The organism is Rhodoferax sp. GW822-FHT02A01, from assembly GCF_038784515.1.
Lineage (GTDB): Bacteria > Pseudomonadota > Gammaproteobacteria > Burkholderiales > Burkholderiaceae_C > Allorhodoferax.
The window spans coordinates 3,641,101-3,655,233 of record NZ_CP152376.1 but is presented as its reverse complement, the minus strand read 5'-3'; the positions used below and the strand labels follow the sequence as shown (position 1 = coordinate 3,655,233).

General features: G+C 60.8%; 14 protein-coding genes. 5 read left to right on the top strand and 9 right to left on the bottom strand.

What is annotated here, in order from left to right; genetic code table 11:
• Positions 1-2,427, bottom strand: coding sequence for a UvrD-helicase domain-containing protein (locus AAGF34_RS17165; protein WP_342616927.1), 2,427 nt, complete (start codon positions 2,425-2,427; stop codon positions 1-3).
• Between the two features lie 532 nt (positions 2,428-2,959).
• Here AAGF34_RS17165 and AAGF34_RS17160 point away from each other — a divergent pair.
• Together AAGF34_RS17160 and AAGF34_RS17155 are read left to right on the top strand one after the other, a co-directional pair.
• Positions 2,960-3,937, top strand: coding sequence for a GMP reductase (locus AAGF34_RS17160; RefSeq protein WP_342616926.1), 978 nt, complete (start codon positions 2,960-2,962; stop codon positions 3,935-3,937).
• A gap of 3 nt (positions 3,938-3,940) precedes the next feature.
• Positions 3,941-4,810, top strand: a complete 870-nt coding sequence (locus tag AAGF34_RS17155) for an NAD(P)-dependent oxidoreductase (protein WP_342616925.1) — start codon at positions 3,941-3,943, stop codon at positions 4,808-4,810.
• 83 nt (positions 4,811-4,893) lie between these two features.
• On the opposite strand, the gene AAGF34_RS17150 is transcribed toward AAGF34_RS17155, so the two are convergent.
• A complete protein-coding gene (locus AAGF34_RS17150; RefSeq protein WP_342616924.1) occupies positions 4,894-6,780 on the bottom strand; it encodes a DEAD/DEAH box helicase in 1,887 nt (628 codons plus the stop codon).
• 252 nt (positions 6,781-7,032) lie between these two features.
• Positions 7,033-7,599, bottom strand: coding sequence for an oligoribonuclease (gene orn, locus AAGF34_RS17145; protein WP_342616923.1), 567 nt, complete (start codon positions 7,597-7,599; stop codon positions 7,033-7,035).
• A 35-nt stretch (positions 7,600-7,634) separates the two neighbouring features.
• Here orn and AAGF34_RS17140 point away from each other — a divergent pair, with 35 nt between their 5' ends.
• The 3 genes from AAGF34_RS17140 to rsgA are packed head-to-tail and all read left to right on the top strand — an operon-like array spanning position 7,635 to position 10,196.
• Entirely contained in the window at positions 7,635-8,927 is a 1,293-nt protein-coding gene (locus AAGF34_RS17140; protein ID WP_342616922.1) for a M48 family metallopeptidase, read from the top strand.
• A gap of 4 nt (positions 8,928-8,931) precedes the next feature.
• Positions 8,932-9,264: a 4a-hydroxytetrahydrobiopterin dehydratase gene (locus AAGF34_RS17135; RefSeq protein WP_342616921.1), complete on the top strand. Its 333-nt coding sequence runs from the start codon at positions 8,932-8,934 to the stop codon at positions 9,262-9,264.
• Positions 9,265-9,278: 14 nt separating this feature from the next.
• Positions 9,279-10,196, top strand: a complete 918-nt coding sequence (gene rsgA / locus AAGF34_RS17130) for a ribosome small subunit-dependent GTPase A (RefSeq protein ID WP_342616920.1) — start codon at positions 9,279-9,281, stop codon at positions 10,194-10,196.
• A 12-nt stretch (positions 10,197-10,208) separates the two neighbouring features.
• On the opposite strand, the gene AAGF34_RS17125 is transcribed toward rsgA, so the two are convergent.
• The 6 genes from AAGF34_RS17125 to rpsP form a co-directional block, all read right to left on the bottom strand.
• On the bottom strand, positions 10,209-11,132 hold the full coding sequence (locus AAGF34_RS17125; protein ID WP_342616919.1) for a CobD/CbiB family protein: 924 nt from the start codon (positions 11,130-11,132) through the stop codon (positions 10,209-10,211).
• Between the two features lie 18 nt (positions 11,133-11,150).
• Complete coding sequence (locus tag AAGF34_RS17120; protein WP_342616918.1) at positions 11,151-11,825, bottom strand: CoA pyrophosphatase; 675 nt, start codon at positions 11,823-11,825, stop codon at positions 11,151-11,153.
• 90 nt (positions 11,826-11,915) lie between these two features.
• Positions 11,916-12,290 carry a 50S ribosomal protein L19 gene (gene rplS, locus AAGF34_RS17115; protein ID WP_342621121.1) on the bottom strand — a complete coding sequence of 125 codons (375 nt, stop codon included), beginning with the start codon at positions 12,288-12,290 and terminating at the stop codon, positions 11,916-11,918.
• 104 nt (positions 12,291-12,394) lie between these two features.
• Complete coding sequence (gene trmD / locus AAGF34_RS17110; RefSeq protein WP_342616917.1) at positions 12,395-13,153, bottom strand: tRNA (guanosine(37)-N1)-methyltransferase TrmD; 759 nt, start codon at positions 13,151-13,153, stop codon at positions 12,395-12,397.
• Positions 13,154-13,163: 10 nt separating this feature from the next.
• A complete protein-coding gene (gene rimM, locus AAGF34_RS17105) occupies positions 13,164-13,727 on the bottom strand; it encodes a ribosome maturation factor RimM (protein ID WP_342616916.1) in 564 nt (187 codons plus the stop codon).
• A 58-nt stretch (positions 13,728-13,785) separates the two neighbouring features.
• Positions 13,786-14,037 (bottom strand): 30S ribosomal protein S16, encoded by a 252-nt coding sequence (rpsP, locus tag AAGF34_RS17100; protein ID WP_342616915.1) that lies wholly within the window; start codon positions 14,035-14,037, stop codon positions 13,786-13,788.
• Positions 14,038-14,133 lie beyond the last annotated feature (96 nt).

Sequence of the window (14,133 nt, the reverse complement as noted above, 5' to 3'; positions counted from 1 at the left end):
TCAGGGCACCGGCGTCAGCTTGGCCACGCTGAGTGCCAGCCACTTGGTGCCGTGGCGCGGAAAGTTGATCTGTGCGCGGGCATCATCGCCACTTCCTTCCAACGTCAGCACCGTGCCCTCGCCAAACTTGGCGTGAAACACCTTTTGCTTGACCTTCAAGCCGTGGGCCGGCTCTTCCTTGCGCACGATTTCGCTCTCCACCCGTACGCTGCCACCCGCCGGATAGCGGGTTGAGTCAAAGCCCTGGTGCGTGTAAGCAGAGGCACCTTGCCAGCCTCTGCTGCCTCCACCGGAGGAACCGGGAATGACCGCTTGGTGCTTGGGCGTGAGCCACTTGAGTGCTTCCTCGGGCAGTTCATCAAAGAAGCGGCTTTTCAGGTTGTAGCGAGTCTGGCCGTGCAGCATGCGCGTCTGCGAATGGCTGAGGTACAGCCGCTTGCGCGCACGCGTGATGGCCACGTACATCAGGCGACGTTCCTCTTCCAGCCCATCGCGGTCACTCATGGAGTTCTCGTGCGGAAACAGCCCCTCTTCCATGCCGGTGATGAACACACAGTCGAACTCCAGCCCTTTGGCCGAATGCACGGTCATCAACTGGATCGCGTCCTGTCCGGCTTGGGCCATGTTGTCCCCCGCCTCCAGCGCAGCGTGGGTGAGGAAGGCGGCCAGTGGGGATAGCGTTTCGCCGGTATCGCCAAACTCTGGTTCTTCAGGTGCTGTTGCGGCAAGCGCTTCGTCACCGTCCAGCCCCTGGCTGGCCGGGCTTTGGCTGAGCAGGCTGCCGCTCATGCCGGGCTTGCGGGTCAGGCCCAGCGCATCGCGGCCAAAGCCTTCCTGCATCACAAAGCTCTCAGCGGCATTGACCAGTTCCTCCAAGTTCTCCACCCGGTCGGCGCCTTCGCGCTCGGCCCGGTAATGCGCCAGCAGGCCGCTGTCTTCGAGCATGACGGAGATGATGTCGCGCAGGTTCATGCCGCTGGTCTGCTCACGCAGCACATCGATCTTGGCCACAAAGCCGGCAATCGCCGCACCGGCGCGCCCGGTCAGCGTGCTCACTGCATCGTGCAGCGAGCAGCCAGTGGCCTTGGCAATGTCCTGCAACTGCTCGATGCTGCGCGCGCCAATGCCACGGGCCGGAAAGTTCACCACGCGCATGAAGCTGGTGTCGTCGTTGGGGTTCTCCAGCAAGCGCAGGTAGGCCAGCGCATGCTTGATTTCCGCCCGCTCGAAAAAGCGCAATCCGCCGTACACGCGGTAGGGCATGCCGCTGTTGAACAGCGCAGTTTCAATCACCCGGCTTTGCGCATTGGAGCGGTAGAGCACTGCAATCTCCTTGCGCTCATAGTCGTCACGGATGAGTTGCTTCATCTCGTCGACCATCCACTGCGCCTCGGCAAAGTCCGTGGGCGCCTCGTACACCCGTACCGGCTCACCAGGGCCCTGCTCGGTGCGCAGGTTCTTGCCCAGGCGGTTGCCGTTGTTGCTGATCAGCGCGTTGGCTGAGTCCAGGATGTTGCTGTAACTGCGGTAGTTCTGCTCCAGCTTGATCTGGTGCTGCACGTTGAACTCACGCACAAAGTCCGCCATGTTGCCCACGCGCGCACCGCGAAAGGCATAGATGCTCTGGTCGTCATCGCCCACCGCCAGCACGGCGCCGCCGGGCGTATCGGGCGAGCCGTCGGCGCCCTGCCCGGCCAGCATCTTGATCCACGCGTATTGCAGGCGGTTGGTGTCCTGGAACTCATCGATCAGGATGTGGCGAAAGCGACGCTGGTAGTGCTCGCGGATGGGGTCGTTGTCGCGCAGCAGCTCGTACGAACGCAGCATGAGTTCGCCAAAGTCCACCACGCCCTCGCGCTGGCACTGCTCTTCGTAGAGCTGGTAGATCTCCACCTTGCGCCGGGTGTCCTCGTCGCGCACTTCCACATTGGCCGGACGCAAACCGTCTTCCTTGCAGCCCGATATGAACCACTGCAACTGCTTGGGCGGAAAGCGCTCGTCGTCGATGTTGTACTGCTTGCACAGCCGCTTGATGGCCGAGAGCTGGTCCTGCGTGTCCAGGATCTGGAAGGTCTGCGGCAGGTTGGCCATCTTGAAGTGCGAGCGCAGAAAGCGGTTGCACAGGCCGTGGAAGGTGCCTATCCACATGCCATGCACATTGATGGGCAGCATGCTGGTCAGACGCGTCATCATTTCCTTGGCGGCCTTGTTGGTAAAGGTCACGGCCATGATGCCGCCGGGCGACACGTAGCCGTTTTGCAGCAGCCAGGCGATGCGCGTGGTGAGCACCCGCGTCTTGCCGGAGCCCGCCCCGGCCAGGATCAGGGCGTGCTCGGCAGGCAGGGTGACGGCGGCACGTTGTTCCGGGTTGAGGGTGTTGAGCAGCGGGGATTGGCTGGGGTCGGCGTGTTGTGTGAACAGGGACATGGGGTGATTGTAGGAAGTGGCTGCTTGTGTCTCATCGTTGGCTGTGTTTTTGGTTGGCACTGCGGTTTACGGCGACGGTGGTTGGCTGGCAGGGCAAGGGGGTATGGGGCGGCCTCATACGGCGGGTACGCCCAAATCGGCCGCCCCATACCCCCTTGCCCTGCGAGGTGCGTGGTGGTTGTCAGAAGAAGTAATTTCCAAGTTTGGTATTCGGCTGTTTCCGTCTCCGAACCGGTCCGCCTCTATTCGCCGGGGGTGGGTATGCCGGGGGCCGATTTGGGCGTACCCGCCGTATGAGGCCCCCGGCATACCCCCCCCCCGGCGAGCCACCCGTTACTTGAGGCGAAGCAAACCCACCCAACTTAAGAAAAACCCAATAAACAGCAGAACGCCCCCGTTATGACGCCACAGACAAGCAAAGGGTAGAATCAAGCACCGGGCCCAAGCAATTGGGAGCCGGTATTTTTTTGCCTGCTCCGTTCCAAGCGCCCATCGTTTGAAACTTGAATGTCTTTTGACAGGAGCTTGGACAATGGAAATTTTTGACTACGACCACATCCTTCTGCTGCCACGCAAATGCCGCGTGGAAAGCCGATCCGAATGCGATGCCAGTGTCGAGCTGGGTGGACGCAAATTCCGCCTGCCGGTCGTGCCAGCCAACATGAAGACCGTGATCGACGAATCCATTTGCGAATGGATGGCGCAAAACGGTTACTTCTACGTGATGCACCGGTTTGACCTGGACAATGTGATCTTCACCTCCAACATGCATTCCAAGGGGCTGTATGCATCCATCTCGCTGGGTGTCAAACAACCCGATTACCACACGGTGGACCAGCTGGTCGCCAAGGGCCTGGCGCCCGAGTACATCACCATCGACATCGCCCATGGCCATGCCGACAGCGTGAAGAACATGATTGCTTACCTGAAGCAAAAGCTGCCCACCAGTTTCATCATCGCGGGCAATGTGGCCACGCCGGAAGCCGTGATCGATCTGGAAAACTGGGGCGCCGACGCCACCAAGGTGGGTGTGGGCCCCGGCAAGGTGTGCATCACCAAGCTCAAGACCGGTTTTGGTACCGGCGGCTGGCAGCTCAGCGCGCTCAAGTGGTGTGCCCGAGTGGCCACCAAACCGATCGTGGCGGACGGCGGCATTCGCAGCCACGGTGACATTGCCAAGAGCATCCGCTTTGGCGCGTCCATGGTGATGATCGGCTCGCTGTTTGCCGGACACGAAGAGTCGCCGGGCAAGACGGTGGAAGTGGACGGCGAGCTGTTCAAGGAATATTACGGCTCGGCATCCGACTTCAACAAGGGTGAGTACAAGCACGTGGAAGGCAAGCGCATTCTGGAGCCCATCAAGGGCAAGCTGGCCGACACGCTCATCGAGATGGAGCAGGACGTGCAGAGTTCCATCAGCTACGCCGGTGGCGTCAAGCTGATGGACATCCGCAAGGTCAACTACGTCACGCTGGGCGGCGACAACGCCGGCGAACATCTGTTGATGTAGGCCATGCGCATCACCTTTCTGGGAATCGGGCTCATGGGTTTCCCCATGGCCCGCCGGCTGTGCGAAGCGGGACACAGCGTACGCGTGTGGAATCGCAGCATCGCCAAGGCGCAGCGCCTGCTGCCCTTCGGGGCCACCGTGTGCGCCAGCGCGCCTGAGGCGGTGCAAGACGCCGAATACGTCGTCACCATGCTGGACAACGGCCCGGTGGTCGGCCAGGTTCTGTTTGATGCAGGTACGGCCTCTGCCATGCAACCGGGCGCCTTGGTGGTCGACATGTCCTCCATCAAACCGGCCGAAGCGCGCGACCATGCGCAGCGTCTGCTGGCCATGGGCCTGCGCCATCTGGATGCGCCCGTCTCCGGCGGCACCATCGGTGCCGAGCAAGGCACGCTGGCCATCATGGCCGGCGGCAATCTGCAAGACTTTGAGGCAGCTAGGGAATTGCTGACCGTGCTGGGTCGCCCCACGCTGGTTGGCCCGCATGGATGTGGGCAACTCGCCAAACTGGCGAACCAGATGATTGTGGGCATCACCATTGGTGCCGTTGCCGAAGCACTGCTGTTGTGTGAAAAAGGTGGTGCCGACATGGCCCAGGTCAAGGCGGCCATCACCGGTGGCTTTGCCGATAGCCGGATTCTGCAGGTGCATGGTCAACGCATGGTGGAGCGGGATTTCACCGCCCGCGCACGCCTGACGGTGCAGCTCAAGGACATGCGCAATGCGCTGGGCACGGCGTCCGAACTGGGCTTCGACGCGCCCATCACCGCAGCGCTGGAACAGCTCTATGCCGACGGCGTTGCGCATGGCGACGCCGACCTGGATCAATCCGCCTTGTTCGTGGAACTGGCGCGGCGCAACACCATGCAATAAGGCCTTGGACAGAACGCTTTCGCGTTCCGCACAAGGCCTTGGTTTTCTCAGCGCCCGCAGCAGGTGCAGGCCTTTATCCGAGATCAGTCGAAGTTGCGGCTGGGGCGCTTCTTGGCGTCGCGGGGAACGAACACCTTGCCACCATTGCCGGGCTTGGCAAAGCCAGGCTTGCGGTCACCGCGTGGTGCACCGAAGTCACCACGGGGAGCGCCAAAGTCCTTGCGGGGACCAAAGTCGCCGCGGGGTGCTGCGTCGCCACGCGGCGCGAAATCACCACGGGGAGCGAAGTCACCGCGAGGTGCCCCTTGTCCGCCAGCAAAGCGGTCGTTGAAACCACCCTTGCGCTCGTAGCTGAAGCCTTCACGGGCTGCACCGCTGTAGTCGCGCTTGCCTGCGCCGCCCTTGTCGGCAAAGCCACCGCCCTGTCCGCCACCAAATCCACCGCGGTTGCCACCGCCGAAGCCGCCTTCACGCGGGCCGCCGAACTTGCGTTCGCGCGGCTGGAAGTCACCGCCACGACCACGGCCACCGAAGGCAGGGCGCTCTTGCGGCATGCGTTGCTGGGGTTCCAGGCCGGGCACCACTTCCGCCTTGATGGGCTGGCGGGTGTAAGCCTCTATGTCAAAAATCTTGCGGCGGTCACGCATTTCGGCAAAGGTGATGGCCAAGCCGTCACGACCGGCACGGCCGGTACGACCGATGCGGTGGGTGTAGTCCTCTGCCTTCATGGGCAGGCCGAAGTTGAACACGTGGCTGATAGTGGGCACGTCGATACCGCGAGCGGCCACGTCGGTTGCCACCAGGATTTGCACCTGGCCTTGGCGCAGTGCCATCAGGCGGCGGTTGCGCAGGCCCTGGCTGAGCGCACCGTGCAGTGCAACGGCGGAGAAGCCGTCCTGTTGCAGGTCGTTGGCCAAGCCGTCGCACTCTATCTGGGTGCTGGCAAACACGATGGCCTGGTTGATGCTGGTGTCGCGCAGCCAGTGGTCCAGCAGCTTGCGCTTGTGCTGTGCATTGTCAGCCCAGAAGATGGACTGCTTGATGTTGACGTGCTTCTCTTGCGGGTTGTCGATGGTCACGCGCTGGGGTTCGCGCATCACGCGGGTGGCCAGCTGCTGGATGCGCGGCGCAAAGGTGGCGCTGAACATCATGGTCTGCTTGCGCTGGATGGTGAGCTGGTTGATTTCGGCCAGATCATCGGAGAAGCCCAGATCCAGCATGCGGTCGGCCTCGTCCACCACCAGGAACTGCACTTGGTCGAGCTTGATTTGCATGGAGCGTTGCAGGTCCAGCAAACGGCCCGGCGTGGCCACTACCAAGTCGGCGTTTTGCAGCTTGGCAATTTGCAACTGGTAGGGCATGCCGCCCACGATGTTGGCAATGCGCAGGCCGCGGCAATGCTTGACCAGATCGATGGCGTCATGCGCCACCTGCTGGGCCAGTTCACGGGTCGGGCATACGACCAGGGCGCCGGGTGTGGCGGCCTTGAAATTGCGTGGGTTGGTGGGGTCCTTGCGCTTGGCGCGCTTCGGGGGAGCTTCGCCCTTGGCCACGGCTTCGGCGCAAGCAGCTTCGTATTCGGCGCGCTCGGCGGCCTCGGCGGCGGCTTGCTGGGCCAGCAAGGTGTGCAGCACGGGCAACAGGAAGGCGGCGGTCTTGCCGCTACCAGTCTGGCTGGAAACCATCAGGTCGACATAGCCGTCCTTCTGGCCTGCCTTGGTGGTCGGCAGTGCCAGGGGGATGGCCTTGATCTGCACCGTGGTGGGCTGGGTGTAGCCCAGGTCCTTCACAGCCATCACGAGTTCACGGGCCAGGCCCAGCTCGACAAAGCCGTTGGGAGCTTCGGGTGCATCGGCCTGCACGGCAGCGGAGGTTTCAGCTGCGGATGTGGCTTCAACAGCGGTATCCAGGGAGTTGGAAAAATTTTCGGCAGGCGCGAATTCGCCTGTCACTTCAAAAGCGTCAGTCATGGTTTTCTCTCACGCGAGCGCCGCAGGATATGCGGCTGCCCCGTCAATGGTTAAAAAACATCAACCATCAAACGGAACCTGCTCTGACCCGCAACGGGGTTCTCAGTGCTTGGGCCCCAAGTTATCTGGGGCCGGTGAATGAAGGGAGATGTGCAAAAGGCTACTGTTTGTAGCGCAGCCTGCGATTATGACATGAATTCGGGTTTCTACCTAATCAACCCCGTAGCCAGCATCATGGGCTGCGCATGCCAATCAGATCTTGAGGAAGTGCTCGCGGTAATGCACGAGCTCATCGATGGACTCGTGCACATCGGCCAGCGCGGTGTGGCGCTGTTGCTTCTTGAACGATGCATAGACCTCAGGCTTCCAGCGCTTGGCCAATTCCTTGAGGGTGCTCACATCCAGGTTGCGGTAGTGGAAGAACGCGTCCAGCTTGGGCATGTACTTGACCAGAAAACGCCGGTCCTGGCTGATGGTGTTGCCACACATAGGTGATCCATTGGCCGGCACATACTGGCTCACAAACGCCAACAATGCTGCCTCAGCCTCGGCCTCTGTCGTGGTGGATGCCTTGACCTTGTCGATCAGCCCGCTCTTGCCGTGGGTGCCCTTGTTCCAGGCGTCCATCAGGTCGAGCTGGGCGTCGCTCTGGTGTATGACGTACACCGGCGCCTCCACGCGCACCGCCAGGTCCGGACTGGTGACGATCACGGCGATTTCAATGATGCGGTCGTGGTCTGGCTCCAGGCCGGTCATCTCGCAGTCGAGCCAGATCAGGTTCTTGTCGGATTTGCTTAAAGGGGTGTTGGTATCAGCCATGACTCCATTGTCGCCGATGACCTAAACTCAACCGCATGACAGATGACTCCTTATTTGCCCAGCTTTCCCTGGGGATGACCATTGCCTTTGCCGTTGCCCTGGTGGCGGGCTTGCTGCTCAAATTCTGGCTGGCCAGCCGGCAGATTCGCCATGTGGCCCAACACCGGGGAGCAGTACCCGCGCTATTTGCCGACCGCATCAGTCTGCAAGCCCACCAAAAAGCCGCCGACTACACCCTGGCTCAGACCCGTTTCGGCTTGCTGGAACTGGCCTGGGGCGCCGTGGTGACGCTGGTGTGGACGCTGCTGGGCGGGCTTTCCTGGTTGAACCATCTCTTGCTGGGTGTGATGCAGCCCGGGCTGGCGCAGCAAGTAGCCTTGCTGGGGGCCTTTGCCGCAGCAGGCTTTGTGATCGACCTGCCCTTTTCCCTCTACAAGACCTTTGTGCTGGAGCAGCGCTTCGGCTTCAACAAGGTCACGCCTGCGCTGTGGCTGCAGGACGCGCTGAAGTCCATCCTGATTGGTGTCGTGCTGGGCGCGCCGCTTGCGACGCTGGTGCTGTGGATGATGGGGGCGACCGGCACCTTCTGGTGGCTGTGGACCTGGGGCGTGTGGATGGGGTTCAACCTGCTGATGCTGCTGCTCTACCCCACCCTGATCGCCCCCTGGTTCAATAAATTCCAGCCTCTGGACAACGCGGAGCTCAAAGACCGGGTCACGCGGCTGATGGCGCGCTGCGGATTCACTTCCAAGGGCTTTTACGTCATGGATGGCAGCCGGCGCAGCGCCCATGCCAATGCCTACTTCACCGGCTTTGGCGCGTCCAAACGCGTGGTGTTCTATGACACGCTGCTGGCCCAGCTCACGCCGGATGAAGTGGACGCGGTGCTGGCACACGAGCTGGGGCACTTCAAGCACCGCCACATCATCAAGCGCATTGTTTCCATGTTTGCGCTGAGCTTGCTGGGGTTTGCCCTGCTGGGCTGGCTGAGCAGCCAGACCTGGTTTTATACCGGTCTGGGCGTGATCCCCAATCTGCGCGGTGCCAACGACGCTTTGGCGCTGATCCTGTTCATGATGGTGCTGCCCTTGTTCAGCACGTTTGTGTCCCCGCTGTTTGCGCAGCTCTCGCGCAAGCATGAGTTCGAAGCCGACGCTTACGCCATGGCACAGACCAGCGGAGCAGATCTGTCCTCGGCACTGCTCAAGCTCTACCAGGACAACGCCTCCACGCTGACCCCCGACCCGGTGTATGTGAAGTTCTACTACTCGCATCCTCCAGCCACCGAACGCCTGGGGCGCATGCAAACACCCTTTGCCAATGCCTGAGCCCATGAGCACATCAACGCCCACCACGCCACGCCGCACCGTATTGAGTGCCACGCAAGTCATCGCCGGTCTGGCCAAGCTGGACGGCTGGAAGTTGCATGGCGATGGCAGCGACGTCGCCATTGAAAAGACATTCCATTTCAAGAACTTCCTCCGCACCATGGCCTTTGTGAATGCAGTGGCGTACCTGGCCGAACAGCAAAACCACCACCCGGAATTGCTGGTGGCCTACAGCAGCTGCAGCGTGCGCTTCCATACGCATGACGTACAGGGCATTACCCAGTCCGACTTTGCCTGTGCTGCACTGGTGGACGCGCTGATTCCACCTGCGACCTGACGGGCTGAAGACACTTGGCCTCCCCCTCTCTTGAACCCGGCCTGGTCGTTGCCGGACATGGCCGCCACGTGCTGGTGGAAACGCCCGACGGCAGGCGGCTGATATGCCACCCGCGCGGCAAGAAAAGCCAGACCGTCGTCGGCGACCGCGTGCTGTGGCAGGCCACGCAAGATGAAGGCACGATAGAAAAGGTGCTGGAGCGGCGCAACCTGTTCTACCGCCAGGACGAGATTCGCACCAAGTCGTTCGCCGCCAACCTGGACCAGGTGCTGGTGTTGATTGCGGCAGAACCCGAGTTTTCCGAGAGCCAGCTTTCGCGTGCACTGATCGCCGCCGAGGCGGAAAAAATCCAACCCATCATCGCTCTCAACAAAAGCGATTTGACCGAACCGTTTGGCCGCGCCTGGGAGCGCATGGCGGTATACCGCGCCATGGGCTACCAGGTTCTGCCACTGGCATTGAAGCCCAAGGCAGGAGACACGACAGCCACCGAGCTTGCCGACTTGATGCCCCTGCTGCAGGGCAAAACCACATTGATTCTGGGCCCCTCCGGCTCTGGCAAAAGCACCTTCATCAACCGCCTACTGCCCGATGCCCAGGTGTTGACGCAGGAAATCTCCAGCGCTCTGAATTCGGGCAAGCACACCACCACCAGCACCAGCCTGTATTGGGTAGGATCAGACAAGACCACCGCAGTGATCGACTCTCCGGGCTTTCAGGAATTCGGGCTGCATCACATCGAGCCCATGCATCTGGCCAGCCTGATGCCCGACATCAAGGCGCATGCGGGGGAATGCAAGTTCTACAACTGCAGCCATTTGCACGAGCCGGGCTGCGGGGTGCGCGATGCTTTGGCGCGGCAGCACATCAGCCCGAATCGCTACAAGATTTACGGCGACTTGTTCGCCGAGCTGTCACAGACGCGGTACTAAGGCGTTTGGTGCTCAGCCCAGCAGGCGGGCCAGAGAGAGCAGCACCAGAATCACCATCCACATCACCACGGTACGCCACACCAGGCCGACAAATGCACGCAGGTGCACCGACTGAGGTACTTGCTGGTCACCGCCTATTTCTTCCGGCTCACCCAACTGCACATTGATGGCTCCGGCAGTCGCCGCCAGGATGACGCCGTCGTTGTCTTCCGGGTAGCGCGCCGCATATTGGCGCCAGCTGTCCACCGCTTCCTCAAAACTACCCACGAACGCAAAGCCCAGCGCAGTGAGCCGCACAGGCACCCAGTCGGCCAGATACCAGGCCCGGTTGGCGCTACCCTGAAAGGACGGGCTTACCGACAGATCGGTGGGCAGCAAAGAGCGGTTGACATAGCGGCCAACGTACTCGGCGATGCGGTAGAACACCGCGCCCGCAGGGCCCAGCCCTATGGCGGCCAGCACCGAATACCACGCCAGCACGCCGAACACGTGGCGGTGCGCCGATATGGCCGAATACTCGATGACATGCCGCACGATTTCGCTGCGCGGCAGCTCGCTGGCGTCTATGCGCATCCACTCCGCCAGCTTCTGGCGTGCTTGTGCTTCATCGCCCGAATAAAGCGCATCGCGGATCAAAGTGAAGTGGTGGCTGAATTGACGAAAACCCAACGTCACATACAACACGGCGATGTTCCAGACTACGGCAGCGACCCAACCCAGCGTCCATACCAGCAGCCAATAGATGCCGCAGGCCAGCAGAGCCGGAAAGACTACAGCCAGCGACCAGGTCAGCCAGCCATGATGTGCCTTGCCCGTGTCGAAGTTGCGCATCACCCAACGCACCCAGCCACGGTTGGCGTTGTGCACGGGATTCATCTGCCCCAAAGGCCGTGCCTGTTCCAGTAACAGCGCAAAAAGAATAGAGATAAAACTCATGGAATCATCATACCCAGCTCAGTCCAGCACAAAGCGGTAAAAGTTGCGCAACATGCCGGCTGTTGCGCCCCAGATGAAACGTTCCGCGCTGCCATCCTTGAAGGGCATGGACAGCCAGCGCCGCGTTACCCCGTCCAGGTCAATGACGTGATGCCGGTGATGGGCCGGATTCATCAAGAAGTCCAGCGGCACCTCGAATACGTCGGCGACTTCTGCCGCATTGGGGCGCAGCTCGAACGTGGGCTCCACAAGGGCCACTACCGGCGTCACGATGAAACCGCTGCCGGTGGTGTAGATCGGCATGGTGCCAATGACTTCCACGAACTGCGGCTCCAGACCTACCTCTTCCCGTGCTTCACGCAAGGCGGTGGCAATGGCGTCCTTGTCTTCTGGGTCCGCCTTTCCGCCAGGAAACGCAATTTGCCCGGAATGGCTGTTCATATGGACGGGGCGAAGCGTCAAAAGAACATGCAATCGCTCGCGCTTCACCAGCGGAATAAGTACCGAAGCATGTGTGGGTTCACGCTCCACAAATTTGGCTTCCTTGCGCACCTCAGGCGTCCACACGTGCTGCGAGGCAAAGCGCTCTCTCAAGGCCTGAGGCTCCAAATGCGTCGGCAACGGGGCAGGCAAATGGCTGTCCACCGAGTGCACAGGTACGTCTTGCGGCTTGAAAGGGGGAATATGGGCCAAGTGAACGGATGGGTTGTTAGAGGTGCCGGTCGTAAAAAAACCGCCGCAGCGTTGAGCCGGGGCGGTTTACCAAAAGACAGCGTCGCAGATTTATGCGGCAGTCTTCTTGGCTGGCAGCTTTTCCTTGATACGTGCAGACTTGCCGCTACGGTCACGGAGGTAGTACAGCTTGGCGCGGCGCACGTCACCACGGCGTTTGACTTCGATGCTGGCAATCAGCGGGCTGTAGGTTTGGAACGTACGCTCCACGCCTTCGCCGCTGGAGATCTTGCGGACGATAAAGCCGCTGTTCAGACCGCGGTTGCGCTTGGCAATCACGACGCCTTCATAGGCCTGGACGCGCTTGCGGTTGCCTTCAACCACGTTGACGTTAACGACTACGGTGTCACCGGGAGCAAAGTCGGGGATGGTTTTTCCGAGACGGGCGATTTCTTCCTGCTCGAGTGCTTGAATGATGTTGGCCATGGTTTCCTTCAGGATCTTGGACGCGCCGTCATCGGGATTGATGACAATCATGGCTTTCCTTATGAAAGCATGCCTGGCCGGCCAGAGGATCGGTTAGCCTGCCATTATAGCAAGCTTGGTGACACCTTGGAAAGGTATTGCTCGTCCTGCGGTGTGAGGCGACCCTCCGAGCGGGCCCGCACCAGGAGATCGGGACGATTGCGCGCTGTCAGGGCAAGACGCTTTTCACGGCGCCAACGCTCGATGTTGACATGGTGGCCAGACAGCAGAATTTCAGGAACCGCTACACCACCCCAGACTTCAGGGCGGGTGTAATGGGGACAATCCAGCAACCCGTCCAGCGCGGGGTTGAAGCTGTCCTGGTGATGGCTCATGGGGTCGCCCAAGACTCCTGGCTGCAGCCGGGCAACGGCATCCAGGAGTGCCATGGCCGCAATTTCACCGCCCGACAGCACAAAGTCACCCAGACTTACCTGCATGTCCACATGGGCATCGATGAACCGTTGGTCCAGCCCTTCGTAGCGGCCACACAGCAGAATGGCGCCTTCTCCGGTAGCAAACTCGGACACCAGCGCGTGGTCCAGAACCTTGCCAATAGGTGAAAAAAGGACCACCGGAGCCTGGGTCTGGCGTTGCTCGCGAATGTGAGACAGGGTTTGTGCAAGCGGCTCGGCCATCATGACCATGCCAGGCCCGCCACCAAAGGGGCGGTCATCGACACGCCGATAGGCGCCTTCTGCAAAATCCCGGGGATTGGTCAGCTGTACATCCACTTGCCCAGACTCAAAGGCGCGACGTGTGATGCCTGTGGTCAGTAAGGGCGCGAACAGTTCGGGAAAGAGCGTGATGACGTCAAAGCGCATGGGCTGAACGTCAGTAGTCAGTCTGCCAGTCGACACGGATGCGCCGTGCTGACAGATCCACATCATCTACATAGGCCGACACAAAGGGAATCATGCGTTCCTTGGGTTTGCCTTCTTCCAGGTATTCCAGCACCAGCACGGTTTGTGGTCCGGTCGACAACAGTTCGCGCACGGTTCCCAGTGGCTCATCCTGGCGATTGACGACATCCAGACCCAGCAAATCTACCCAGTAATACTCATCGGCAGCTGCCGTGGGGAAACTGGCGCGGGGAACAAATATGCGTGCGCCACGCAAGGCCTCCGCAGCGGTGCGGTCCGGCACATCCTGCGCCGACGCTACGACGGAGTCCGAGTGCTCCTTGGCTTCTTTGATGACCAAGCGTACGCACCCCTCAAAGGTTTTGGCACCTTTTTCTGTGGGCAACAAAAACCAACGCTTGGAGGAGAACAGCGCTTCCGGGTCTGCGCTATAGGGCAATACCTTGAACCAGCCCTTGATACCCCACGCATCCGCAATTCTTCCCACCTCGATGGCATCTGCTGGCATTTCAGCAGATTCGAGTCCGGCAAGCATGGGGCGTGGAGGAGTGGAAAACGAGGGCATCAAACGACACCCCCATTCTCAGGCGACATCAAGCTGCTTTTTTGGCAGCTTGGAGGATCAGGCGTTCCACCGTAGGGGAAGCTTGCGCACCCACACCGCGCCAGTAGGTCAGGCGATCCTGCGCAATGCGGATGCTTTCCTCGTTGGCAGTGGCGATCGGGTTGTAAAAACCGATGCGCTCGATGAAGCGTCCGTCACGACGGGTGCGCTTGTCTGCCACAACAATGTTGAAGAATGGGCGTGCTTTTGCACCACCGCGAGAGAGTCGAATGACGACCATGGTTTATCCTTTGGGTGACCGACAAAAATATCCGGCCAATAAATTCAAAGTTTGAGACACGCAACTGGCCACCCGGCCAGTGACACTTCGAATAGC

Bases quoted from the DNA above. Each gene is read 5' to 3' on its own strand.
- AAGF34_RS17155 (WP_342616925.1), top strand. From the start codon at position 3,941: ATGCGCATCACCTTTCTGGGAATCGGGCTCATGGGTTTCCCCATGGCC.
- rplS (WP_342621121.1), bottom strand. From the start codon at position 12,290: ATGGCCAACATCATTCAAGCACTCGAGCAGGAAGAAATCGCCCGTCTC.
- AAGF34_RS17135 (WP_342616921.1), top strand. From the start codon at position 8,932: ATGAGCACATCAACGCCCACCACGCCACGCCGCACCGTATTGAGTGCC.
- orn (WP_342616923.1), bottom strand. From the start codon at position 7,599: ATGGCTGATACCAACACCCCTTTAAGCAAATCCGACAAGAACCTGATC.
- AAGF34_RS17140 (WP_342616922.1), top strand. From the start codon at position 7,635: ATGACAGATGACTCCTTATTTGCCCAGCTTTCCCTGGGGATGACCATT.
- rimM (WP_342616916.1), bottom strand. From the start codon at position 13,727: ATGCTTGCCGGACTCGAATCTGCTGAAATGCCAGCAGATGCCATCGAG.
- AAGF34_RS17125 (WP_342616919.1), bottom strand. From the start codon at position 11,132: ATGAGTTTTATCTCTATTCTTTTTGCGCTGTTACTGGAACAGGCACGG.
- rpsP (WP_342616915.1), bottom strand. From the start codon at position 14,037: ATGGTCGTCATTCGACTCTCTCGCGGTGGTGCAAAAGCACGCCCATTC.
- AAGF34_RS17150 (WP_342616924.1), bottom strand. From the start codon at position 6,780: ATGACTGACGCTTTTGAAGTGACAGGCGAATTCGCGCCTGCCGAAAAT.
- AAGF34_RS17165 (WP_342616927.1), bottom strand. From the start codon at position 2,427: ATGTCCCTGTTCACACAACACGCCGACCCCAGCCAATCCCCGCTGCTC.
- trmD (WP_342616917.1), bottom strand. From the start codon at position 13,153: ATGCGCTTTGACGTCATCACGCTCTTTCCCGAACTGTTCGCGCCCTTA.
- AAGF34_RS17160 (WP_342616926.1), top strand. From the start codon at position 2,960: ATGGAAATTTTTGACTACGACCACATCCTTCTGCTGCCACGCAAATGC.